Annotated in this window: 19 protein-coding genes; 6 read left to right on the forward strand and 13 right to left on the reverse strand. The window is 65.7% G+C overall.

The window, feature by feature from the left end:
- Positions 1-3 precede the first annotated feature (3 nt).
- Positions 4-1044: an aldo/keto reductase gene (locus L0U84_RS34315; protein WP_233856513.1), complete on the reverse strand. Its 1041-nt coding sequence runs from the start codon at positions 1042-1044 to the stop codon at positions 4-6.
- 257 nt (positions 1045-1301) lie between these two features.
- Here L0U84_RS34315 and L0U84_RS34320 point away from each other — a divergent pair, with 257 nt between their 5' ends.
- The gene (locus L0U84_RS34320; protein ID WP_233856945.1) at positions 1302-2087 is read left to right on the forward strand and encodes an IclR family transcriptional regulator; all 786 of its coding nucleotides are present in this window, start codon (positions 1302-1304) and stop codon (positions 2085-2087) included.
- A 141-nt stretch (positions 2088-2228) separates the two neighbouring features.
- A complete protein-coding gene (locus tag L0U84_RS34325; protein ID WP_233856515.1) occupies positions 2229-2774 on the forward strand; it encodes a hypothetical protein in 546 nt (181 codons plus the stop codon).
- A 42-nt stretch (positions 2775-2816) separates the two neighbouring features.
- On the opposite strand, the gene L0U84_RS34330 is transcribed toward L0U84_RS34325, so the two are convergent.
- The 8 genes from L0U84_RS34330 to L0U84_RS34365 form a co-directional block, all read right to left on the reverse strand.
- Positions 2817-5276, reverse strand: coding sequence for a GNAT family N-acetyltransferase (locus L0U84_RS34330; protein ID WP_233856517.1), 2460 nt, complete (start codon positions 5274-5276; stop codon positions 2817-2819).
- Positions 5277-5684: 408 nt separating this feature from the next.
- Entirely contained in the window at positions 5685-7286 is a 1602-nt protein-coding gene (locus L0U84_RS34335) for a peptide chain release factor 3 (RefSeq protein ID WP_233856519.1), read from the reverse strand.
- An 829-nt stretch (positions 7287-8115) separates the two neighbouring features.
- Entirely contained in the window at positions 8116-8415 is a 300-nt protein-coding gene (locus L0U84_RS34340; protein ID WP_233856521.1) for an H-NS histone family protein, read from the reverse strand.
- Positions 8416-8539: 124 nt separating this feature from the next.
- Positions 8540-9739 carry a serine hydrolase domain-containing protein gene (locus L0U84_RS34345; protein ID WP_233856523.1) on the reverse strand — a complete coding sequence of 400 codons (1200 nt, stop codon included), beginning with the start codon at positions 9737-9739 and terminating at the stop codon, positions 8540-8542.
- A 159-nt stretch (positions 9740-9898) separates the two neighbouring features.
- Positions 9899-10102 (reverse strand): hypothetical protein, encoded by a 204-nt coding sequence (locus L0U84_RS34350; protein WP_129956028.1) that lies wholly within the window; start codon positions 10100-10102, stop codon positions 9899-9901.
- A gap of 15 nt (positions 10103-10117) precedes the next feature.
- Positions 10118-10300: a hypothetical protein gene (locus L0U84_RS34355; protein WP_233856525.1), complete on the reverse strand. Its 183-nt coding sequence runs from the start codon at positions 10298-10300 to the stop codon at positions 10118-10120.
- Positions 10301-10644: 344 nt separating this feature from the next.
- Positions 10645-10911 carry a hypothetical protein gene (locus L0U84_RS34360; RefSeq protein ID WP_233856527.1) on the reverse strand — a complete coding sequence of 89 codons (267 nt, stop codon included), beginning with the start codon at positions 10909-10911 and terminating at the stop codon, positions 10645-10647.
- A gap of 103 nt (positions 10912-11014) precedes the next feature.
- Entirely contained in the window at positions 11015-12478 is a 1464-nt protein-coding gene (locus L0U84_RS34365; protein ID WP_233856529.1) for a sigma-54 interaction domain-containing protein, read from the reverse strand.
- 326 nt (positions 12479-12804) lie between these two features.
- On the opposite strand from L0U84_RS34365, the gene L0U84_RS34370 reads away from it, so the two are divergent.
- From L0U84_RS34370 to L0U84_RS34385, 4 genes are all read left to right on the forward strand, one after another.
- Positions 12805-14205 carry a GntP family permease gene (locus tag L0U84_RS34370; protein ID WP_233856531.1) on the forward strand — a complete coding sequence of 467 codons (1401 nt, stop codon included), beginning with the start codon at positions 12805-12807 and terminating at the stop codon, positions 14203-14205.
- Between the two features lie 643 nt (positions 14206-14848).
- Positions 14849-15100, forward strand: coding sequence for a hypothetical protein (locus L0U84_RS34375; RefSeq protein WP_008921056.1), 252 nt, complete (start codon positions 14849-14851; stop codon positions 15098-15100).
- A gap of 409 nt (positions 15101-15509) precedes the next feature.
- The gene (locus L0U84_RS34380) at positions 15510-16502 is read left to right on the forward strand and encodes a DedA family protein/thiosulfate sulfurtransferase GlpE (protein ID WP_233856533.1); all 993 of its coding nucleotides are present in this window, start codon (positions 15510-15512) and stop codon (positions 16500-16502) included.
- 120 nt (positions 16503-16622) lie between these two features.
- Complete coding sequence (locus L0U84_RS34385; protein WP_233856535.1) at positions 16623-18368, forward strand: FAD-dependent oxidoreductase; 1746 nt, start codon at positions 16623-16625, stop codon at positions 18366-18368.
- Positions 18369-18412: 44 nt separating this feature from the next.
- Here L0U84_RS34385 and L0U84_RS34390 read toward each other — a convergent pair whose 3' ends face one another.
- From L0U84_RS34390 to L0U84_RS34405, 4 genes are all read right to left on the reverse strand, one after another.
- Positions 18413-19012, reverse strand: a complete 600-nt coding sequence (locus L0U84_RS34390) for a LysE family translocator (RefSeq protein WP_233856543.1) — start codon at positions 19010-19012, stop codon at positions 18413-18415.
- A gap of 67 nt (positions 19013-19079) precedes the next feature.
- Complete coding sequence (locus L0U84_RS34395; RefSeq protein WP_018424067.1) at positions 19080-19337, reverse strand: hypothetical protein; 258 nt, start codon at positions 19335-19337, stop codon at positions 19080-19082.
- Positions 19338-19432: 95 nt separating this feature from the next.
- Positions 19433-21616 carry a hypothetical protein gene (locus L0U84_RS34400; protein ID WP_233856545.1) on the reverse strand — a complete coding sequence of 728 codons (2184 nt, stop codon included), beginning with the start codon at positions 21614-21616 and terminating at the stop codon, positions 19433-19435.
- 333 nt (positions 21617-21949) lie between these two features.
- On the reverse strand, positions 21950-22846 hold the full coding sequence (locus tag L0U84_RS34405) for a DMT family transporter (RefSeq protein ID WP_233856547.1): 897 nt from the start codon (positions 22844-22846) through the stop codon (positions 21950-21952).
- Positions 22847-22959 lie beyond the last annotated feature (113 nt).

Here is a 22959-nt window from a genome sequence, read left to right on the forward strand (position 1 = left end):
GGATCAGTCCTCGGGCGCGGGCGCGCGGGGGTCGAGCAGGCCGGCCTCGCGCAATGCGGACCACAAGGCCGCGGGGATCGGCTGCTCGAACGACGCGACGTTCTCGCGCAATTCGTCGGCACTGCGCGCGCCGGTCAGCACGGTGGCGACCGCCGGATGCGCATACGGAAACTGCAACGCGGCGGCGGCGAGCGGCACGTGATGCGCGCGGCACACCGCCTCCAGCCGCGCGACGCGTTCGATCACCTCGGGCGGCGCGGCGCCGTAATTGAACTTCAGATCGCCTTCGACGCCGCGCGCCAGAATCCCCGAATTGAACGCGCCGCCGAGCAGAATGCTGACGCCGCGCGCCTCGCAGGCGGGCAGCAGGTCGTCGAGGGTGGTCTGCTCGAGCAGCGTATAACGCCCCGCGAGCAGCGCGCAATCGATATCGCACTCGGCCATCGCGTCGAGGATCACCGCGCCTTCGTTGACGCCGAGCCCGACCGCCTTGATCGCGCCCGTCGAGCGCAGCCGTTCCAGTGCGCGGAAGCCGCCGCCTTCGGTCAATTGCCGCCAGTAGTGCGGATGCTGGTCGCCGTGCGTGAGGCGGCCGATGTCGTGCACGAGCAGCATGTCGATATCGATGATGCCGAGGCGCTGCTGGCTGTCCTCGAACGACCGCAGGATGCCGTCGTGCGTGTAGTCGTAGATGGCTTCGAACGGCAGCGGATTCTGCCAGCCTTCGCGGTCGTCGAAAGGCGACGTGCGCGGCACGAAGCGGCGGCCGACCTTGGTCGACAGCACATACTCGCCGCGCGGATAGTGGCGCAGCGCGGCGCCGAGCCGATGCTCGGCCTTGGTGTTGCCGTAGTGCGGCGCGGTGTCGAAGTAGCGCACGCCCGCGTCCCAGGCGGCGGCGATGGTCGCATGGGCTTCCTCGTCGGACAGGTCGCGATACAGGCCGCCGAGCGGCGCCGTGCCGAGCCCCAGTCCGCTCACCTGCAACGAGCCGCGGCCGATACGGCGCCGCTGCCCGATCCTCGATCCGATCGATGCCGACATGAGCTTGTCTCCAAAGTCTGGTCTTTTTACCATGCGACGGGCCGGCTATACCGCAAACGCGGCGCGCACTGCTCGCACGTGCAATGATTCACCAATAAACGTATTATTCATATTCGAATTTTTGCAAGTCAAGAAAACCGTGCGCAACGGATGCCCGGGGTTTTCCCTGGACAACGGGCAATCAGTTCGCGAAACGCTACGCACTCGCCCGCGCGCGCCAGATAATAAGAACTCCAGACAATATCCCGCCCCTCATGATGGACGCCGAAGACAAAGACGACGACCGCTACCGCGCCCCCGCGCTGGACAAAGGCCTCGACATTCTCGAACTGCTGTCCGAGCAGAAGGAAGGACTCACGCGCGCCGAGATCACGCGGCAGCTGGGCCGCAACGCGAGCGAGATGTACCGGATGCTCGAACGCCTCGTCGCGCGCCAATACGTGGTGCGCTCGGCGGCCGGCGACCGCTACTCGCTGAGCCTGAAGCTGTTCGCGCTCGCGCACCGTCATCCGCCGATGAACCGGCTGATCGCCGAAGCGCTGCCGCTGATGCAGCGTTTCGCCGACGCGGCCGAGCAGTCGTGCCACCTCGTCGTCTACGACCGTGGCAACCTGCTGGTGATCGCCCAGATCGACGGTCCGGGCACGTGGGGCATGTCGGTGCGGCTCGGCTCGCGGGTCGGTCTGATCGACACCGGTTCGGGCCGCGTGATGCTCGCGTTCCAGAGCCTCGAGCAGCGTCAGCAGATGCTTGCCGAGCACACGAAGGTAAAAGGCGAAGTCACGCTCGATCGCGACGCGCTGGAGCAGGCATGCGAGCGCATCCGCGCGGCGGGCTTCTGGCAGAAGGACAGCCAGCAGACCTTCGGCGTCACGGACGTGACGTTTCCGATCCTCGCGCCGTCGGGACAGGCGATCGCCGTGCTCACCTGCCCGTATCTGCGGCGGATCGACGAATATGTCGCGCCGACGCTCGAAGCAGCCACCACGCTTCTGCGCGACACGGTGCAGGCGCTGTCGATGTTCCGCGAGCAGGCCGCGTAATGGGCGAGTTGCGCGGCAAGTCGCGCGGCAAGGCGGGCGGCGACGGCTCGCGCGGCGGCGCGCACGCGCACATGGTTTAGAATGGCGGCCCTTCCAAAATAACGCCGCATGACGGGCTCATGCGCGCGCATCGATTGAGCAATGGCCAAACTTCTGACCGACTCCGAATTCCAGCGTTTTTCCGAACTCCAGCAGAAGCAGTCGAGCTTCACGATCACCGCCGAAGAAGCCGACGAACTGCGCGACATCGTCGCTCACGCGCAGAAGCGCCGCGACGACCGCGCCGCCGCGATGCAAAGCATCGAGACCTTCATCCAGCAGTTCGACATCACGCCCGACGAGCTGTTTTCGCCCGAGCAGATCGGCGAAGCGGCGCGTACCTACGGCCTGATTCCGGCCGCGCGCAAGGAGCGCGTGCTGCCGCCGTCGCTGACGTTCAACGGCAAGCCGTATCAATGGACCACCCGTGCGCTGCCCGACGAAATTCGCGTGCCGCTGTTCGACGCGTTCAAGGGCGGCGAGTCCGTGAAATCGTTCATTTCGACGCAGAAGGACGCGATCCGCTGCGCCGCGACGATCGCACGGCTCGAACGCGAAACCGGCGCCGTGTATGCGCAGGAGTGGCTCGACGAGTTGTCGGTTACGCGCGCGCAAGTCGACGAGGCGACGCAGAAGCTGGCGGCGTGAGGCGATGAAGCCGTGCGTTGAGCGGCCCGCGACGTAAGCCGCTCAACGCGCCGGCGGGTTCTGCGCGGAGGACTTCGGGTCCGCCCCCGCCGTTTCGTCGAGCGCCATGCGGAAGCCCACCACGCCGGGATCGTCGGTCCGCGTGATCGTGAAGCCGCTGGCCTTCGCGAGCGCGATCATCGCGGCGTTCTCGCGCAACGCTTCACCGACCAGCCAGTGCGTATCGCGCGCCCGCGCATACGCGATGATCCGCTGCATCAGCAGCTGGCCGAGGCGCCGCCCCTTCTGGTCCGAGCGCACCGTCACCGCGAACTCGGCCGTCTCGTTGTCGGGATCGGCCACCGCGCGCACCACGCCGAGCGTCTGCGCGACGCCGTCTTCGTTGTCGACCGTCGCGATCAGCGCCATTTCACGGTCGTAGTCGATCTGGGTCATGCGCGCGAGTTGCGAGTGCTCGAAACTGCTGACCGCGCCAAAAAAACGCAGCCGCAAATCTTCCGGCGTCATCGCATTCACGAACTCGCGATGCGCGTTTTCGTCTTCGGGGCGAATCGGCCGCACCGTCACTCGCAGACCCTGCCAGTCGAGCGTTTCCTCAAAGCGACGCGGGTACGGCACGATCGCGAGACGGCTGCGCTGCGCGCCGACCCGCAACACGGGATCGACCACCGTCACGCGGTCCCGGTAGACCCTGAGTTTCAACGCCAGGCCGACGATCTCGCGCACGTCGCAAACCGCTTGCGACAGCGCCGTCAACGCCGCGAGTATCGGCTCCGGCGAGACCTGGCGCGCGTAGTGCGAGCGCGTGACGAGGTCGCGCGCGAGCATCGGATTGAGCGGCGGCAGGCCGTAGACGTGCAAGCCGCTGGAAACGCCGTCGATCGGCGGCGCGGTGAATTGGAACACCGGGCCGAAGTTGTCGTCGTCGTGCAGTTCAACGGCGACGTCGACGATGGGTTTGGCCGCGTCGTCGGCATCGGCGCACGGCGCGTCGTCGGCATCGGCGCGCGGCGCATCGGCGCCCGCTCCTTCCACACCCTCCACCCGCAACCCGAACCGCGCCAGAAACCGCGCCGCCGCCTCCCCGACGAGTTCGTTTTCACCCGCCGCCAACGCTTCGCGAGCTTGCGCCTGGGCGCCGTCGATCGACTCGGGAATCTGCGCAGGCAAGCCTTCCGGCGTTTGCATCAGCAACTCGCGGCCCAGCCGGTACTCGACCAGACGCGCGAACGCGCGCGCCAGCCGCTGCGGCGTCGTGTGCACCGGGATGCCCTGCGCGTGCAGCGCGTCGCGCCTGGTCGCATCGACGCCACCGAAAAAGCACGCGAGCAGCCCGCGATACGCGAAGCGCTGATGCTCGATCAGCGCCTGCGCGACATCGTCGACCGGCGCGCCATGCGTCGACGCGTGCACCACGAACGCGGTACCCGTCTCGCGATACTCGCCGAGCAGCTTCAGCGCGGTGCCGAAGTGCTCAGGACGCGCGCCGTCGCCGAGAAGCAGCGGATTGCCGCCGACCGCGAGCGGTAGCGCCTCGCGCAGCGCGTCCGACGCCGCGGCCGGCCACGGCGCGAGCAGGCCGCCCGCGGCGCAGAACGCGTCGCGAGCAAGGGTCGCGAGACCTTGGTCGCTGGTGATCAGCGTCGCGGTGCCGCCCGCCGCCACGCGGCCGACGCCGAGCGTTTCGATTTCGTCGAGCAGATCGTCGAGCGCGTCGACGCGCACCAGGCCCGCGCGCCGGAATGCCGCCGTATAGAGGCCGTCGGCGGGATCGTCGCGGCCGGAGCGCAGCGCGAGCACCGGCTTGTTGCGCGCCGCCGCGCGTGCGGCCGACATGAACTTGCGCGCCGCCCGCACACTGTCGAGTTCGAGCAGGATCGCGCGGGTGTTAGGGTCGCTCGCGAGGTAATCGAGCACGTCGCCGGCATCGACGTCCGCCTCTCCTCCGAGTGCCACCGCGTGCGAGAAACCGAGCCCGCGCGCCTGCGCCCAGCCGAGCACCGCGTTGGTCAGCGCGTTCGACTGCGACACCCACGCCACGCCGCCCGCCTTGACCGTGCACGACGGCGCGCCCAGATGCGCGCCGAGCGCCGGCGACACCACGCCGAGACTGCCCGGTCCGACGATGCGCAGCAGATGCGGCCGCGCCGCCGACAGCGCATGCCGCATTGCGAGCCGGTCTTCGTCGCTGCGCACCTCGCCGACGATGATCACGGCGCGCGTGCCCATGCCCCCGAGCTTATGGATCAACGAGGGCCACGTCGCTGGCGGCGTGCAGATCACCGCGACGGTGGGCGCCTGCGGCAGATCGCCGACACCAGGGATCACCTTGTGGACGCCGAGCGTCGCGTGCTTCGGATTGACCGGCCACAGCGGACCGTCGAAGCCGCCTTCGAGCACGCGCGCCCAAACCATCGCGCCGGTGCTGCCCGGCCGCTCGGACGCGCCGATCACGGCGACGGATTTCGGGCGAAACAAGGCGTCGAGGTTGCGAACGGTCACGGTCGCTCCAGGCGGTGGACAGGAATGGGCGCCGGCAACGCGGCGGCGGGGTGGTTTCGTCAGCATAGGCGAAGTCGCGCGCGGGTGCGGGGTTGTTGCGACGACGATCCGCTGCGTGCGGAAGCGGGCCGGGGTGAGCGCGCGACGGGCGCCATCGCGATTGCCGGCGCGCCGACGTCTGCTGTTCGAGCGCGATCACAAAGGGATTCGACGGGGCCGTTCGGCTAGTGGCTCGACATCGCGCAGGCGCACGCGGGGTTCGAGTATGTGCAGGCGTTCGGAAGCTGGTTGCGCGACGAGGTGTTGAAAATCCAGTGATGGCTGCGCTTGCCGCGCAAGCGCAGCGCACAAAAGAAAAAGCCGCGTCGAACGCGGCTCTTTACCTGCGAAACCCGCGGACTTGCGGGCTTACATCGCCTTCCGGAACGGCGCCCCCGAGTGCTCGCGCAACTCGTTGAACACGATCTTCGGCCACGCCTTCTGCGCGACTTCGATCTCCGACACGTGCGAGGCCAGATAGGTCGGCGCATCGGACGCATCGAGCGCGATCCGCGCCGAGTACGAATCGGTGAAGCGGCGCAGCTCGGACGCATCGTCGCAGGTCACCCAGCGCGACAGGCGGTAGCGCGCCGGCGCCATCCGCACGTCGACCTTGTACTCGGTCGACAGGCGATGCGACACCACTTCGAACTGCAGCTGCCCGACCGCGCCGAGAATCATCAGACCGCCCGCTTCGGGACGGAACACCTGGATCGCGCCTTCCTCGCCGAGCTGTTTCAACGCTTCGCCGAGCTGCTTCGCGCGCATCGGATCGACCACTTCGACGGTCTGGAAAATTTCTGGCGCGAAGAACGGCAGGCCGACGAACTGCAGCTGCTCGCCTTCGGTCAGCGTGTCGCCGAGACTCAGCGTGCCATGGTTCGGAATACCGATGATGTCGCCCGGATACGCCTCGCTCACGGTCTCGCGACGCTGCGACAGGAACGTGACCACGTTGTTCGCGCGGAACGTCTTGTTCGAGCGCGTGACCTTCACCGCCATGCCGCGCTCGAAACGTCCCGAGCACACGCGGATGAACGCGACGCGGTCGCGGTGCGCGAGGTCCATGTTCGCCTGCACCTTGAACACGACGCCGGTGAACTTCGACTCTTCCGGCTGCACCGGACGCTGCACGGTCATGCGCATCGACGGCGGCGGCGCGAGGTCGACCAGTGCGTCGAGAATTTCCTTCACGCCGAAGTTGTTGATCGCCGAGCCGAACAGCACCGGCGACTGCTGGCCGGCGAGAAACTTCTCGCGGTCGAACTCGTGCGTCGCGCCGCTGATCAGGTCGATTTCTTCCTTCGCGCGCACCCACGCGTGGCCGAAACGGCGCTCGCCTTCCTCGTTGCTCAGTGCCTGCAGCGTTTCGACCGCGCCGCCGGCCGTGTCCTGACCGGCGCGGAATACGCGCACCTGATCGCGCTGGACGTCGTAGACGCCCTGGAAATCCTTGCCCATGCCGATCGGCCACGTGAAAGGCACCGCCGCCACGCCGAGGTGCTGCTCGATTTCGTCGAGCAGTTCGAGCGGCTCGCGCACCTCGCGGTCGAGCTTGTTGATGAACGTGACGATCGGCGTCTTGCGGCTGCGGCAGACTTCGAGCAGCTTCAGCGTCTGCGCTTCGACGCCGTTCGCGCCGTCGATCACCATCACGGCTGCGTCGACCGCGGTCAGCACACGGTAGGTATCTTCGGAGAAGTCCTCGTGGCCCGGCGTGTCGAGCAGGTTGATCACGCATTCGCCGTACTCGAACTGCATCACCGAGCTCGCGACCGAAATGCCGCGCTGCTTTTCGATTTCCATCCAGTCGGACGTCGCGTAGCGGTTGCTCTTGCGGCCCTTCACGGTACCGGCGATCTGGATCGCGCCCGAGAACAGCAGCAGCTTTTCGGTGAGCGTGGTTTTACCCGCGTCCGGGTGGGAAATGACCGCGAACGTGCGGCGGCGTTTGAGTTCGGAGACTGACATCGGGTCTGGCGGTCACGGAAAGGGGTTCGGGCGGTTCCCGGCGGCCCTGGGCGGCCGGTATGCCGCGCGTGGCGCGGCGGCGTCGAGCTGCGGGAGTCGGGCGCGAGCCGGAATCGGCCGGCGCTCGCGCCGCGCTTCGAAAACGGGTGGCGAACGGGTCACGACCCAGCGTTCGACGATGCGGGAATCGCCGGCGCAAAAACGGCGCAAGGTGCGAATGATACACGCCTGGCGCGACGCCAGGGGGAAAGGGGCGCGGCGCCAGACGGTGGCGGTCTCCGCGCCGGGCCGGGGGGAGCTTCTGAGCCGGGTATGAGGCGAACTCAACTCCAGGTTCGCCCCGAGCGGCGGCGCGAGCGTGAGCGCACCGCGCATCCGTGCGGCGAAAGGTGAGCGTTTTCGGGACTTGCGGCGGCCAGCCGCGATTCGCGGCCAAAGGTGAGGATCGCGAAGCGCATGCGCGCACCTGCTATGGCGCGCGCAGCGCGAACACGATGTGTGGAAAAACGGCGCTCAAGCTTCGCACCGCTGCGGGCACGATCCGGCTCGCCGCCTGGAAACGCCCGCCAGCAAAGGCTGGCGCGGGTTTTCAGCGAGCGGTGCGCAGCGGCGCGACACGACGGCAAGCGCTACACGCGGCGGTGCGTCGCGCGACAAAGCCTGGCTCACCGAAGCATCTCGCGAGCTTCGAATGCATCGGCGAATCTGGCTGGACACGTTCAGGTGTCACGCAAAGGTGAGCGTTTTCGGGACCTTCGCAACGGTGCGGAACGAATCAAACTACGCATCACTTCAGAGAACACGGATGCTTCGGCATCCACGACGAAGCTCAACCTTCGATCAGAAACCGCTCACGGTTCTTTCCAACCAGCCAGGCTGGCGAGCGCCCACGGCCGCTCCATGTTTCGCCGGTCTTCGGATTGCGATACTTGGCGACCGACGTCGTCGACGACTTGCGGCGCGGCTTCGGCGAGGCGCTCGTGAAGCCGAGTTCTTCAGCGGTCAGGTCGTATTCGGCAATCTTCTGCTTGATATCCTCGATAGCTTGCGCGACTTCTTTCTCGCGCGCGGCTGCGACTTCCTTGTGGAGCTTTTCGAGCTGCGCAGTCAACTGTTTGTAAGAGGCCATGCCGGCGTTCCCCCTCGGTTGGACGCACTGCGATGAATCGCAATGAATGGTTCGCGCACACTATCAGACGAATAAATCACAGGATAGTGAATCGCGTGGCCGAGCGCATGCACGGGGGCCGCACTCAATCGTCGATCGCATCGTAGACGCGACGTTCGAAGTCGATGGCCATCGGGAAGGGGTCGATCGAGCGGCGCTGGATCAGCATCAGGCCGATCATGTTCTCGACCGGATCGGCGAACCAGCTCGTGCCGTATGCGCCAGGCCAGCCGAACGAGCCGGGCGAACGATAGCCGAGCGGCAATTGCTGCGCCGGATCGTCGACGATCGACAGGCCGAGGCCGAAGCCCTGCCCCGCCCAGATCACGTGACCGAAGGCGGGCAGGCGGCGCTGGTCGCGGCTCAGGAAATTGCTGCGCATCAGGTCGACCGAGCGATGCGACAGCAGCCGCGTGTCGCCGACGCGGCCGCGCCCGAGAAGCAGTTGCGCGAATTGCAGATAGTCCTCGGCGGTCGAGACCAGCCCGCCGCCGCCGCTCTGAAACCGCCGCGGATTGGCCCAGCGGCTCGCCGCCGCATGATCCTCGACCACGCGACGCCGCGTGCCCGGATCGATGTTGTACGCGGTAGCGAGGCGCGCAAGCTGCGCGTCGGGCACCCAGAACGCGGTGTCGCGCATACCGAGCGGCTCGAAAATGCGCGTGCGGAAAAACTCGCCGAGCGGCATGCCGCTCACGCGTTCGATCAGCACGCCGAGCACGTCGGTCGCCACGCCGTAGTGCCAGCGCGAGCCCGGCTGAAACATCAGCGGCAGTGCGGCGATGCGCGCGAGCCACGCGCTGTTGCCGCCGCTCGCCTCGAAGCCGTTGAACGCGGCTGCGTAAGCTTCGGCGAGCGGACCCGTGGCCGTGAAGTGATACGCGAAGCCCGCGCGATGCGTGAGCAGGTCGAGCACCGTAATCGGCGCGCGGCTCGGATCGGTCTCGTCGAGCGGGCCGGTCGGGTCGCGCAGCACGCGCGGCGCCGCAAGCTCGGGTAGCCATGACGAAATGGGCGCATCGAGCGAGAGGCGATCTTCCTCGATCAGCATCATGATCGCGGCACTCGTCACCGGCTTCGTCATCGACGCGATGCGAAACAGCGTGTCGCGCTCCATCGGCAATTGCGCGGCTTCGTCGCGTAGGCCCACCGGTTCGAAATAGCCGATTTCGCCGCGCCGCCAGACGAGCGATACCACCCCCGCCACTTCGCCCCGCTCCACGTAGCCCTGCATCGCGTTGGTCAAAGTCGCAAGCCGGGTCGCGGCAAGTCCTGCTATCTGCATGTTCATCCTGGGTCGGTGAAAGAAAACGTGCGCGCGCCTCGCGGGCCGCTCGCCCATGTCGGTTTGGCGACTAGACCGAAAGATAAAACTTGTCCGGCGAAAACGCACACGACGGATTTCCTGATTGCCGATTCCGATTGGCCGACGCAGTGACGAGATTCAGGCTTTCTGCCGTTTTTCCAGTGCGCAAAGCGCGGCATCGAGGCGTTTGACGCGGGTTGCCTGCGCTGGCACGAGTACCGCACCGGAAACGTGCTCGAGGCGATTTCGCCAGTAAGACAGCGGAATACGGTCTTGTGCGGAAATATGGGAAATTATCTGCTCGAGATGCTCGATGTCTTTTTCGAGTTGCTGATGATTCATTGCTTTCCCCGGATTCTATTGAATTAGTGTTGAAGCAAAAAAATCGAAAGCATGAAGCCGCGTTGGCCCGCGCGACCCGAAGAAATGCCCGCCGGTAGCGGAAAAACCTTCCTGAACCTCTACTGTGTCGGAAAAAACCGGCAGTTTCTTCTCGCTGGGGTTAAATCCCCAACGGTTTAAAAAGAATACTGCTGTCAAACCTCACGTTCCGTTAGCTGCCGCACCGACTTCGATCGACGCCCAGAAAGGTAAAGATATTTCGCTGTCGGGGTGCAAAGGATAATCGGTGCGCGGTGATTCAAGTTGTAAAAATGCAGCGTGCCGGCTTATTTAGCCCAACTCGCATGCTAACCGCTTATCGGACACACATTAGGCGCATGAATTTATGACGGCCATGTGGTAACCGAAATGACACGAGCGTGGTTAAGCGAGGTATCGGGAATTGCCGGCAAATGACCGGGAACAGGTGAAAGCAGACCGGACGCCGCCAGCGGATCGGCCAGCCGTGCGCGCCGGCATTGCGCCGGCGCGTGATCAGGTGCTTACTTCGCGCTTGCGCGGCAGGCGTAGAGCAGGCTCAACGTACCGCCCTCGCTCGACTGGCGCACGACGTCGAACGCGCCGTTGCAACTGGCGGCCGCCTGTTGCGAGCACGAGTCGGAACCGACCGGGCATTGTACGAGCGTGGTCGCGCGGCCATCCGACAGGAACAGCGGCGCGCTGCTGCTGCAACCGCCAAGCGCGACGATCGCGCCCACGGCCAGCATGACGCTCGAGCGATGAGCGAAAAAGGAAAAGCTGCGTTTCATGGAGACCCCGGTCACGTCTTGTTTTTCGATCTCGCGATTGTGCCACGCGGCCCTTGCGCTGCGTCAGTTCGCGCGGCGTGGCCGGCCGGGCGGGCGCCGCGCGTCAAACTTCGATGCCGTGCGCGGCGATCTTCTTGTACAGCGTCGCGCGGCCCATGCCGATCTGTTTCGCAGTGTCGATGACGCGGCCGCCGTTCGCGCGCAACGCGTCGCTCAGAAAGCGCTTTTCGAACTCCGCCATCGCGTCGCTCCATGAGGTGGGTTCGGCGGCGGCGACATCCACGCTGGCGGCCGCGGCAGACGGGGACCGCGTCGGCGCAACCGCGCCGCCCTGGCCCGAGCCGATGAACGGCGCGAGCGCGCGCGCATCAATCCGTTCGCTGTCGGACAGCATCACCGCGCGCTCCAATGTGTTGCGCAGCTCGCGCACGTTGCCCGGCCAGTCGTGCGCGCACAGCAGCCGCAACGCGTCGTCGTGCAATTCGAAGTGGCTGCCGCTGCGTGCCTGCGCGGCCAGATCTTCGAGCATCGCGTAGGCCAGCGCCTCGATGTCGGACGGCCGTGCGCGCAGCGCGGGCGCGTGGATCGTCAGCACGTTGAGCCGGTAGAACAGGTCCGCGCGAAAACGCCCGGCCGCGACGAGCGCGGGCAGGTCGGCCGAGGTCGCGGCGATGATCCGCACATCCGCGCGCACGACGCGGTTCGAGCCGAGCGGCTCGAACTCCTTATCCTGCAGCACGCGCAACAGCTTGCCCTGCAATGGCAGCGGCATGTCGCCGATCTCGTCGAGAAACAGCGTGCCGCCGTCGGCGAGTTCGAACTTGCCGACTCGCCCCTTGCGATCCGCGCCGGTGTACGCGCCGGGTGCGGCGCCGAAGAACTCGACTTCGAGCAGCGTGTCGGGAATCGCCGCGACGTTGACACTGACGAGAGGCTTATGGGCGCGCGCCGAGCCACCATGAATCGCGTGCGCGAGCAGCTCCTTGCCGGTGCCGGTTTCACCGAGCAGCAGCACCGGCGCTTCGAGTTGCGCCGCGCGCCGCGCCTGGCGCTTCACTTCGAGCGATGCCGCGCTGGTGCCGACGAAACTGCCGAACGTATAGCGCGCGCGGCGCGCCTGCGCGAGCGACTGGCGCGTCGCGATCAGCTCCTGCTGCAAGCGCGAGTACTGCGAAAAGAGCGGCGACAGCGCTTTCAGCTCGTCGAACAGCGCGAAGCCGACCGCGCCGATCGTCGCGCCGGCATCGTCCTTCAGCGGCAGACGCGTGACGACGAGCGGCTCGCGATCCGTCTCCATGATGTCGAGCAGGATCGGCTTGCCGGTGTTGACGACCTCGCGCATCAGACTGTTCGGAATCACCGCTTCGCAATCGCGGCCGATCGCCTGCTGCGGGTCCGCGAAGCCGAAGCGCGCCGCATAACGCTTGTTGATCCAGACGACACGCGCCTGGCCATCTACTATGAAGGTGCCTTCGCTGAAGTTTTCGAACGTGCGAAACAGCGAATCCATTGCCCGGCGCAGTACGTCGTCATAGGTGGCGGGCAGGCCCGTCCAGTCGGTCATCATGCTGTCGCTGTCTCCGCTTATCGTTTTGACTGCATCAATCTCAATTGGTAGACGAATTTATCTCCAAATTGAGACACCCGACAGGCCTTATGCATCATGACTTACCCTGGTTTCAGGTTATCTTCACCAGATTGAAGTCCCGTTTCAGAGACGCTTGAGTACAATCCGCCAACGTTGCCCCGGCCGCCGCTGCACGGCCGTGGCAGGCACTACGGCGCTTCAGCGGCAAAACGCAATGTGTGGCATGGAACCTGCGTTCCGACCCCGCCGCGCCGTCGCTCGATCAGGGCGGCAAACGTGTAGAACAACCAGGCTATGGAGACTCAATGACCTTTCTCATCGTTATCGCCGCGCTGGCGTTTCTGATGTTTGCCGCGTATCGCGGCTACAGCGTGATCCTGTTCGCGCCGATCGCGGCGCTCGCCGCCGTCCTGCTCACCGAGCCCGCCGCCGTCGCGCCGGTCTTCACGAGCATCTTCATGGACAAGATGGTCGGCTTCGTGAAGCTGTACTTCCCGGTGTTTCTGCTCGGCGCCGTATTCGGCAAGGTGATCGAGCTGTCGGGCTTCTCGGAATCGATCGTCGCGGCGGCGATCCGCTATATCGGTCGCTCGCGCGCAAACGCGGTGATCGTCGCGGTGTGCGCGCTGCTCACCTACGGCGGGGTGTCGCTGTTCGTCGTCGTGTTCGCGGTCTACCCGTTCGCGGCCGAGCTGTATCGCCAGAGCAACATTCCGAAGCGGCTGATGCCCGGCGCGATCGCGCTCGGCGCGTTCTCGTTCACGATGGACTCGCTGCCCGGCACGCCGCAGATCCAGAACATCATCCCGACGACGTTCTTCAAGACCACCTCGTGGGCCGCGCCGACGCTCGGCGTGCTCGGCTCGCTGTTCATCATCGTGGTCGGTCTGTCGTATCTGGAATGGCGCCGCCGCGCTGCGATGGCGACCGGCGAGGGTTACGGCACCGAACTCGTCAACGAGCCGGAGCGCGTCGAATCGAAAGACCTGCCGCATCCGCTGCTGGCGATCGCGCCGCTCATCCTGGTCGGCGTTTCGAACTTCCTGCTGACGCGCTGGATTCCGACCTGGTACGGCCCGACCTTCACGGTCACGCCGGACATCCTGCCGGGGCTGCATGCGCCGGTCGAAACGAGCGTCAAGGCACTCGTGGGAATTTGGGCCGTGCTGGGCGCGCTGCTGCTCGGCATCGTGATGGTCGTCGTGACGGCATTCGGTCGCGTCAGCCAGCGCTTCGCGGTCGGCACCAAGGCGGCGGTGGCGGGCGCGCTGCTGGCGTCGCTCAATACCGCATCGGAATATGGCTTCGGCGGTGTGATCGCGGCATTGCCGGGCTTTCTGGTCGTCAGCAATGCGCTGAAGAGCATTCCGAATCCGCTCGTCAACGCCGCGGTGTCGGTCAGCACGCTCGCGGGCATCACGGGTTCGGCATCGGGTGGTATGAGCATTGCGCTCGCGGCGATGTCCGATACGTTCATCAAGGGTGCGCAGGCCGCGAATATTCCGCTCGAAGTGCTGCATCGCGTGGTCGCGATGGCGAGCGGCGGCATGGATACGCTGCCACACAACGGCGCGGTGATTACGCTGCTCGCCGTGACGGGTCTCACGCATCGGCAGTCGTATCGCGACATCTTCGCGGTCACGGTGATCAAGACGCTCGCGGTGTTCTTCGTAATCGCGGTGTACTACGCGACCGGCCTCGTGTGAACGCCGAATCGGAAAACTGTACTTTTATCTGATAGATCCGCATTACTCCCACCTCGACAGCCCGCCAACGAAGCACGAGGATGTAGTCGTCAGCGCCCAATCGTTGCAAGGGCAGGCTGACCCGAGTAACAACGGCGTTTAACGGCCCGTCCCTATCCGGACGGGCTATTTTTTTGCGCGCGCGATTCGTGCGCGAAAGGTGAGGGAATCCGGGAGTGTGCGAAGCCCGCGACGACGTTCGTGGCGACGGCGGCGCCCGCGGACCTCCCCATATGCGCGAGCGAATTGCCCTATCCCCGCGCAGCGAGCCCGTGGCATGCACACCGATGGAGCGGTGACTCGCGCGGCCGCGCGGCGCATGGGCCGCCGAACGCTTCCTAGCCCGCGCTCGCGTCACCCGCATGACAATACCCGAACGCACTTCGCGCCGGCCGCGGGGCATGAAAAATGCATCCGTCGCGACGAGGAGTCGCGTTAAACTGGCTGCACGCTCCGCAACCGCGAATGCGCTAGCGGCGGCGTCACACTCGACTAAATCCCGGGCGAGACGGAGGCAGACGCAACACGGCTCGACGACGCGGCAGACGGCACGCCGTCCGCCCCGTACAATGGTTCCATCACCAACGCAACAAGGACAACTTCGATGCGCATCACCGGGTCCTCCGGGTCAATGGCCCTGCTCACCGAATACGACGACGCAACGGCGCGCGAACTTCGCTCGCTGCGCCTCGAATCGACCGAAGACGGCAAAGGCATCCTGCTGATCGAGGTCGATGAGCGCAAGCCGGGCATACATCGCGAAGTGCGCTACGAAATCACGCCCGCGGAGCTGATCGCCGCGATCCGCGCGCATGGCGCCGAGTTGCCGGGCGAGCAGCACAATCATCGTCAGTGAAGCAGGCGCGCGGCGGGTGTGACCGTCGCGTGACTCGTCAGCCTCTCGCGCCCGCTGCGTCGCACTTCGACGCGTCAGCGCGGGATTATTCGCGTTGGGCGCGCCCGCGCGCGTCTCGGTGCTTCCGTTTGTTCGGCGCACGCCGCCAATCCCCTGCATTCCTACGGGTTTTTGCAAGCGCTTGCGCGCGCCTTGCCGTGTACGCTTGCGCGTCCTTCAGCACGTTGTCACAAGCGGTTGCCACCCTTGTGTTTCGGGCAATGCCACCACATATGGGGATTCGTTCGCAGCCGGACGACAAGCCAATTTTCGGGCCGGTTGCACGTCTCGAAAATACGTCCATAATCCTTGCATTCCCCTTTGCATTCCTTATCACGCTGCGCCCGCAAGGGCCGCGGATGTTAAACCGATGCTACATGACCTCGTCGAGCAATACGGACCGGCGCTCGTCTTCCTCAACGTGCTGGCCGCCGCGCTGGGGCTGCCGGTGCCGGCCATGCCGTCGCTCGTGCTGTTCGGCGCGATGGCCGCGATGCACCCCGGCTCGGTCGGCACACAGCTGCTACCCGTCCTCGTGCTGTCGATCTTCGCGACGCTGATCGGCGACAGCGCGTGGTACCTCGCGGGCCGCATCTACGGCGGCAACACGCTGAAGGCGATCTGCCGGCTGTCGCTGTCGCGTGACACCTGCGTGAAAAAGACCGAGCGCTTCTTCGGCCGCTGGGGCGTGCGCGTGCTGGCAGTCGCGAAGTTCGTGCCGGGGCTGTCGATCGTGTCGATCCCGATGGCCGGTGCGATGGGCACACGCTATCGCACCTTCCTCAGCTATGACGGCGTCGGCGCCGCGTTGTGGTCCGGCACCGGGCTCATCATCGGTGCACTGTTCGCGCGGCAGATCGACATGCTGTTCGCGGTCGCCGGGCGACTCGGACGCACGGCGGCGCTCGTCGTCGTCGCGTTGCTGGTGCTGTACGCGCTGTACCGGTGGATCCGGCGGCGTCAGTTGATCGCGAAGCTCGCGTCCGCGCGCATCGAGGTCGACGAACTCGCGACGCTGTACTCGGCCGGCCAGGCGCCGGTCGTGTTCGACATTCGTTCAGAGGAGAAGCGCAAGCTCGATCCGTTCGTGATTCCAGGCGCGCAATTCGCCGACGAACGTCAACTCGACGACATCGTCGCCACCTACCCGCACGATCAGAAGCTGGTGATCTACTGCTCGTGCCCGAATGAGATTTCCGCGGCATGGATGGCCAAGCAGCTCAACGAAGCGGGCTTCTCCGACGTGCTGCCGCTGCGCGGCGGCATGGAAGCCTGGCGCGACTCGGGCAAGACAGTCGACTCGCTGCCCGAGATGTCGCGGCCGGAAGTCGCGGTCGACGACGTCGCGCCCAAAGCCGTCTAGTTGGAATGAGCGGCGGCATCGTCCGCCTCTGAAGCGCGCGGCGCGGCTCGCCCCAGCGTACGAGCGCGCATCGCGTCGCCTCCCGTTCAATCGTGCAATGAACATCGAAGGAGCGGTTCAATGCTTTCGACTCAGGACGTTTCGAATCAAGAGGTTCCGACTCAAGAAGTGGCAGGACAGCAGGGAGTCGTCGCCGACGCGCCGTTTTCGTCGCTGTCGACGCGCTTGCACCAGATGTTTCCCGAGCTCACTTGCGCGGAGATCGATCGGCTGCGCCGCTTCGGCGAGATCGGTCGCTGGAAGTCCGGCGAGCTACTGTTCGAAACCGGGCACCGCGGCCCCGGCATGTTCGTGGTGCTCGAAGGACGCGTGAAGGTCTATCAGCGTGACGGCATCGGCCGCGAGCACGTCATCAGCGAGCGCGGCGCCGGGCATTTCCTCGCCGAGGTCGGGCAGCTGTCGGGCAAGCCGTCGCTCGTGAACGGCGTTGCGATCGGCGCCGTCGAAGCGCTGCTGATTCCGCCCGACCGCCTGCGCGCGCTGATCGTTGCCGAAGCCGAACTTGGCGAGCGCATCATGCGCGCGCTGATTCTGCGGCGCGTGTCGCTGATCGAAAAGGGCGCGGGCGGGCCCATTCTGATCGGCAGTAGCAATGACGCGCGGCTCGTGATGCTGCAAGGCTTCCTGTCGCGCAACGGCCATCCGCATTCGGTGATCGACGAACGCGACGAAGACGCGCTGCGTCTGATCGAGCAGTTCGCCGCGCAGCGCGAGGACCTGCCGCTCGTGATCTGCCCGGACGGCTCGGTGCTGCGTCATCCGAGCATGCCGGAACTTGCCACTCGCTTAGGGCTGCTGCCCGATCTCGACGACACGTACGTGTACGACGTCGCGATCGTCGGCGCGGGGCCGGCGGGACTTGCCGCAGCGGTGTACGCGGCCTCCGAAGGACTTTCGGCGATCGTGCTCGACAGCCGCGCGCCGGGCGGCCAGGCGGGCGCGAGCTCGCGCATCGAAAACTATCTCGGCTTTCCGACCGGCATCTCGGGCCAGGCTCTCGCCGGCCGAGCCTTCGTGCAGGCGCAGAAGTTCGGCGCGCACGTCGCGATTCCGGTCAGCGTGCAGGCGCTGCATTGCGGGCAGTCGCCGTATCGGCTCGAAACGAAATGCGGCGGCCACATCAGCGCGCGGGCGATCGTGATCGCGAGCGGCGCCGTGTACCGGCGCCCGAACCTCGAAGGGCTCGAGCGCTTCGACGGACGCGGCGTCTACTACTGGGCGTCGCCGGTCGAGGCGAAGTTGTGCAAGCGCCAGGAGGTGGTGCTGGTGGGCGGCGGCAATTCGGCGGGCCAGGCGATCGTCTATCTGGCGACGCACGCGGCCAAGGTTCACGTGCTGATCCGCCGCAGCGGTTTCGAGGCGACGATGTCGCGCTATCTGATCGACCGCATCCGCTCGCTGCCGAACGTGTTCGTGCATCCGAACTCGGAAGTCGGCCGGCTCGAGGGCGATGAGGACGGGCTCGTGTCGGTCGCGTTGAAGAAGCCGCTACCCGATGGCGTCGATCACTTCGACACGCGGCATCTGTTTCTCTTCACCGGCGCGGACCCGAACACCGAATGGCTGCGCACCTGCGGTGTGCAACTCGACGCGAAAGGCTTCGTGCTGACCGGCATCAGCGCGGACGGCTCGGCCACCGCGTGCGATCTCGGAACTACGGTCGAAGGCGTCTATGCGATCGGCGACGCGCGCGCCGGCTCGACCAAACGCGTGGCCGCGGCGGTCGGCGAAGGCGCGGCCGTGGTCGCGCAGATTCACCAGTTGCTGGCGCAGACGAGCGGGGAAGCGGTGGCGCTCGGGGCGTGAGTCTCGGTGCGATCTTCAACGCATCGTGTGTAGCGCATCCGTCTTCAGTGCAACGCCGCCCACACGAGCGATACTGAAAACGCCCCGAGCACGATCGACGCGCCGCGCTGCACCTTCACCGGTTCGAGCCTGCCGAGCCGGCCGCTGCCGAGCGCCGCGCCGAACGCGATCCACGCGAGCGCGATCGGCGCGGCGAGGCCCGCGAACATCCCCATCGCGAGCAAATAAGCGGGCAAATGCATGAATGCGGCGGCCGGAAAGATCGTGCCGCCGAACAGCAGCCCTTTCGGATTGAGCAAGGTCGCGACGAATAGCGTGCGCGCGTTGCCAGCGCGTTGCGTCGAGCCGGGCAGCGCAACCGCCGCGCGCCACATGTCGAGCGCAAGCCACGCGATATACGCGCTCGCGGCCACGCGCAGCAGCGAGGGCAGCCACGGCCACGCTTGCGCCGCGTGCGCGAAGAAGCGTCCCCACGCGGAGATCGAAACCAGATAGCCCGCCAGTTCGGCGGCGATCAGCGGCAGCGCGCGGCGCAGACCGTCGCGCAAACCTGCCGCGGCCAGTAGCGTGTTGGTGGGGCCGGGCGTCACCAGTACCACCACGATGCCGGTGGCCAGCAACGCGATCTCGGTCGCAGAGAGCATAAAAAAAGCGCACGGTGAGTTACACGGTGCGCTTTTGTATCACAGACGACACGATGGCTGCGTCGAATCAGCGGTCCAGCTTCGCGCGCAACTCGCGCGCGGCCTCCAGCAGTCCTTCGTAACCCGAACGCGCGTGCTCCGGCAGATCGGGATCGCCGACCAGCGCGCCGAGCGTTTCGATCAGACTGTACACAATGCCTTTCGCCGCGCCCGACGCAATGCCGCCTGACGACACCTGCTGATCGACGTGACTGAGCGCGGCGTCGAGCTGCTCGATCTCGGGACGATCGTCGGAGGGCGGCTTGGGAGAAACGTCTTGCGTCATGATCGAACATCGCTCCTTTTAAGTGCATCGGTAAAGTTGTTATATACCGATCGTGCGCCGCCGTCTATTCGTGTTCGGCGCGACGACGATCCACGTCAAGGTGTCCAGCGATACATCAGCAGCTTCGCGCGCGCATCGTCTTCGACCAGCACCACATACTCGCCGTTATCGCGCCGCACCGCGCTGATGCCGAGATACACGTCGACCCAGCCGCTCGTGCCGCCGACGCTCGCACCCGGCGTCATGTAACCGACCGCCGTGCCGTTGCGCGCGTCGTAGACGTCGACGCGATCGGTGTATAGCTCGGCGACGAAGATATAGTTGCCCGCCACCGCGACGCCGACCGTGGTGGTCTGCGGATCGCTCTGCGTGTTCCACGGCAGCGCGATCGTGTACGTCGGCGTCGAGTTGCCGCGGCTCCAGTTGTCGTAGCGAGCCAGCACCGGACCCGCTTCCTTCCAGTGCGTCGAGTCCCACGGAATCGCGCTCGTGAAACCGGATAGATACATCGTGTCGGTCGCCGCGACGTAGACGAGCCGCGCGAGCCGCGTAAACGGCGCGGGCATCGCGAACATCTTCGCGCTCGCGTACGTGTAGATCGGATTGCCGGCGGAGTCGAGACCTTGCAGCGGCATCTCGCGCACGCCGCTCAATGGCGTGGCGAGCCATACGTTGCCGGGGTCATCGACCCACCAGAAGCCGTCGCCGACCGTGCTGCCGGTCGACGGATTGCCGCTGATCTCGCTCGCGTCCACGGCGCCATTGCCATTGCTGTCGCGCCACAGCCATTCGCCGTACGTGGGTTGCGCGGCGGGCCATGTGCCGGGCAGCGGATTCTGCGCGAGCATTCCCGACGGAATCGCGATCTCGCCGTGCGCCGCATCGAAGCGATAGACGTTCAGATAGTGCGCGCCCGGATCGAGCGTATAGAGAAAGCGCCGGCCGTCGAATCTGCGCACCATCGGTTCGCCGCGCACGCCGCGCGGCTCGTGAAACGCGGGGTCGTCGGGGTAGTCGAAGCGGTCGAGCGTGAACGCCGCATACGACCATTCATGGCCGACCGGCTGTCTGTAATCGAGCGTGAAGCGCTTCGAGCCCGTGTAGATCGAAGCGGGCGTGGCGGGATCGAATGCGCCGCTATCGACGAAGGTCAGACCGTAGAGCCGCCAGTTGAGCACGCGCGTGCCGTACACGTAGCTCTCCAGCACCGCGCCTTGGCCGACCGATGCCGAGCCCGGCGCGCGCGGCCCCTCGCCGTTTTGCGCGACATACAGATTGCCGGCCGCATCGACGCCGATGCCGGTGATGCCGTTGAAACGCGTATCGCCGGGCACGCCGCGCACCGGATGGAAAATGCCGTTGCGCGTGCCGATCGACGCGCCGGCCTGCATCTGGCCGCCCGCGCCCTTGTTGAACACCAGAATCTGTTGCGCCACGCCGTTGTCGGCCACCAGCAGTTGACCCGATGGCGTGACGGTGATGTCGGTCGGCACGGTGCCGGCGGGCAGCGCCAGTGGACCGGCGAGCGCGGTACCGTCGGCGCGGAAGTGCTTGATGCTCAGGTTGCCGGTGCCGAAGCCGCTGATGATCCACAACGTCGAGTCGGTGTCGATCGCGATGCGCGCGGGCGATGCGACGCTCCAGGAGCGCAGCGGCTGCATGGACTGCGCGTCGTACACGACGATGCGGTTGCCGTAGGTGTCGGCCACGTAGAGTTCGCTGTCGGTCGCGGCGAGGCCGCGAATGCTCGCTTCGGTGCCGGTCGTCACCGTTTCAACCGCGACGAAACTGTTCTTCGTCGCGTTCGCGCTATTGCCGATGCCGCCGGAAAACGGCGCGCCGGTCGCGAGATTCGCGAGCGTGCGTCGCGTGATGCCGTACCAGGTCTGATTGGCCGGCGGATAGTCGGCGCCGACCAGCGCATTGCTCTCATTGCCGATCGACATCGCCGCATACAGGTAGGTCTGATTCACCGCCACCGCGTCGCCGCCGGCCGCACCCCAGCCGTGCGTCGAACCGGCGACCGCGAGCTTGTCGCCCGCGCGATACGCGGCGATTTCGCTGCCGCTTTCGTCCCACGGCGAATTCGTATAAACGGTGCCATTGGCGCCGACGCTAATGGCCTGAATATCCTGCTGCATCCATTTACCATCGCCAAATCCGAAACTATTACCGATCCACGAGGTCGTGTAATTCAATTGGGATTGTGCGGATACATTCGGCGAGATCAGGCTATGGATTAAAACCACGGCCACGCCCAGGCGGGAGAAAGGCTTCACGGCGGCATTCCTTGCAAGACGCGAGGCACGCAGGGTAAGGCTGACCGGCGTGCTTCGCCTGTACGCGCATCATGGCGTCTGGCGTCACGATGCGCGCACATTAGAGTTGGCGCTTTATCCTCTCATATAAAAATAGTAAATTTATTGATGAAAAAATGATAATTGAATGGGGATTCATCCAATTCATTCCATTTGCATCGAATTGCGTTTCCAACCCAATCTTTCCTTCACGAATCCGGTAAAAACCGGCTCCCGTAAAGACTCACCGGTCGGAGCTTCAGTCGCTCTTTCCGCTCCTGTAAATCCTCACCTCGAGCAATCCGCACATCATGTTCACGCCGCCCGATGACGCACGAAAATCCGTCGCGTGAGATCGAACGCGACCAGATTGCCGGCCACGACCAGCAGCAGACCGACCACCGCGAGCGCGGACCAGCGGTAGCCCTCGAACAGCGTCGATGCCGCGAGCGCGACGATCGGAAACAGTACCGTGCAATAGGCCGCCCGCTCCGGGCCCATCCGGCCGACCAGCATCAGGTACGCCGTAAAGCCGATTACCGAGCCGAACACCGCGAGATACGCGAGCGCGCCGAGATAGCGAGCAGACGGTTCCACCGCGAACGAATAGCCGGCGAACAGGCTGCCGAGCGTCAGGACGGCCGCGCCGATCAGCATCGCCCAGCTGTTGGTCGCGAACGGATGCAGGCCCATCGACTGCATGCGGCTCGACAGCAGGTTGCCGGCCGAAAAGCACAGCGTGCCGAGAAACGCGACGCCGAGTCCGAGCCATGCGGTGTGATCGCCGAGATGCCCGGCCATCTGCTGCACGAACAGACAGACGATTCCGACGAGCCCGAGCAATGCGCCTGCTATCGCGCCAGGCTGCAGCGGCCGGCCCATGAACAGCCGCCCGTTGATCGAGTTCAGCAGTGGCGCAGTAGAGAACACCACCGCGACCAGTCCGCTCGGCACGATCTGCTCGGCGTAGTAGAAGCACAGGAAATTCAGGCAGAACAGCGCGAGACCCTGCGCGGCGAGGTAGCGCCAGGCGTCGCGCGGCGGCCAGATCGGCCGGCGCATGATGCGCAGCAGCGCGAACAGCAGCAGCGCGGCGATCCAGAACCGCCACGCAATCGATACCGGCGGCGGTACCGCGCCGAGTTGCCATTTGATCGCGATCCACGTAGTGCCCCAGATCAGCACGGTGGCGGCATAAAGAAGGAGATTCATGGTCGGGCCTCGGGCTGCGATGACGGGCTGCGATGACGGGCTGCGATGACGGGCTGCAATAACGCGCAGCAGTGACGAAAGCCCGACTATGCAACCGCGCCGCCGCTCGCAAT

Source organism: Paraburkholderia sp. HD33-4 (genome assembly GCF_021390635.1).
Taxonomy (GTDB): domain Bacteria; phylum Pseudomonadota; class Gammaproteobacteria; order Burkholderiales; family Burkholderiaceae; genus Paraburkholderia.

What these genes read in the sequence shown, in the direction of transcription:
- L0U84_RS34375 (WP_008921056.1), top strand. Translation starts at nt 14,849, where the DNA reads ATGCGCATCACCGGGTCCTCCGGGTCAATGGCCCTGCTCACCGAATAC.
- L0U84_RS34315 (WP_233856513.1), bottom strand. Translation starts at nt 1,044, where the DNA reads ATGTCGGCATCGATCGGATCGAGGATCGGGCAGCGGCGCCGTATCGGC.
- L0U84_RS34365 (WP_233856529.1), bottom strand. Translation starts at nt 12,478, where the DNA reads ATGATGACCGACTGGACGGGCCTGCCCGCCACCTATGACGACGTACTG.
- L0U84_RS34340 (WP_233856521.1), bottom strand. Translation starts at nt 8,415, where the DNA reads ATGGCCTCTTACAAACAGTTGACTGCGCAGCTCGAAAAGCTCCACAAG.
- L0U84_RS34370 (WP_233856531.1), top strand. Translation starts at nt 12,805, where the DNA reads ATGACCTTTCTCATCGTTATCGCCGCGCTGGCGTTTCTGATGTTTGCC.
- L0U84_RS34360 (WP_233856527.1), bottom strand. Translation starts at nt 10,911, where the DNA reads ATGAAACGCAGCTTTTCCTTTTTCGCTCATCGCTCGAGCGTCATGCTG.
- L0U84_RS34350 (WP_129956028.1), bottom strand. Translation starts at nt 10,102, where the DNA reads ATGAATCATCAGCAACTCGAAAAAGACATCGAGCATCTCGAGCAGATA.
- L0U84_RS34380 (WP_233856533.1), top strand. Translation starts at nt 15,510, where the DNA reads ATGCTACATGACCTCGTCGAGCAATACGGACCGGCGCTCGTCTTCCTC.
- L0U84_RS34335 (WP_233856519.1), bottom strand. Translation starts at nt 7,286, where the DNA reads ATGTCAGTCTCCGAACTCAAACGCCGCCGCACGTTCGCGGTCATTTCC.
- L0U84_RS34320 (WP_233856945.1), top strand. Translation starts at nt 1,302, where the DNA reads ATGGACGCCGAAGACAAAGACGACGACCGCTACCGCGCCCCCGCGCTG.
- L0U84_RS34395 (WP_018424067.1), bottom strand. Translation starts at nt 19,337, where the DNA reads ATGACGCAAGACGTTTCTCCCAAGCCGCCCTCCGACGATCGTCCCGAG.
- L0U84_RS34345 (WP_233856523.1), bottom strand. Translation starts at nt 9,739, where the DNA reads ATGCAGATAGCAGGACTTGCCGCGACCCGGCTTGCGACTTTGACCAAC.
- L0U84_RS34405 (WP_233856547.1), bottom strand. Translation starts at nt 22,846, where the DNA reads ATGAATCTCCTTCTTTATGCCGCCACCGTGCTGATCTGGGGCACTACG.
- L0U84_RS34385 (WP_233856535.1), top strand. Translation starts at nt 16,623, where the DNA reads ATGCTTTCGACTCAGGACGTTTCGAATCAAGAGGTTCCGACTCAAGAA.
- L0U84_RS34325 (WP_233856515.1), top strand. Translation starts at nt 2,229, where the DNA reads ATGGCCAAACTTCTGACCGACTCCGAATTCCAGCGTTTTTCCGAACTC.
- L0U84_RS34390 (WP_233856543.1), bottom strand. Translation starts at nt 19,012, where the DNA reads ATGCTCTCTGCGACCGAGATCGCGTTGCTGGCCACCGGCATCGTGGTG.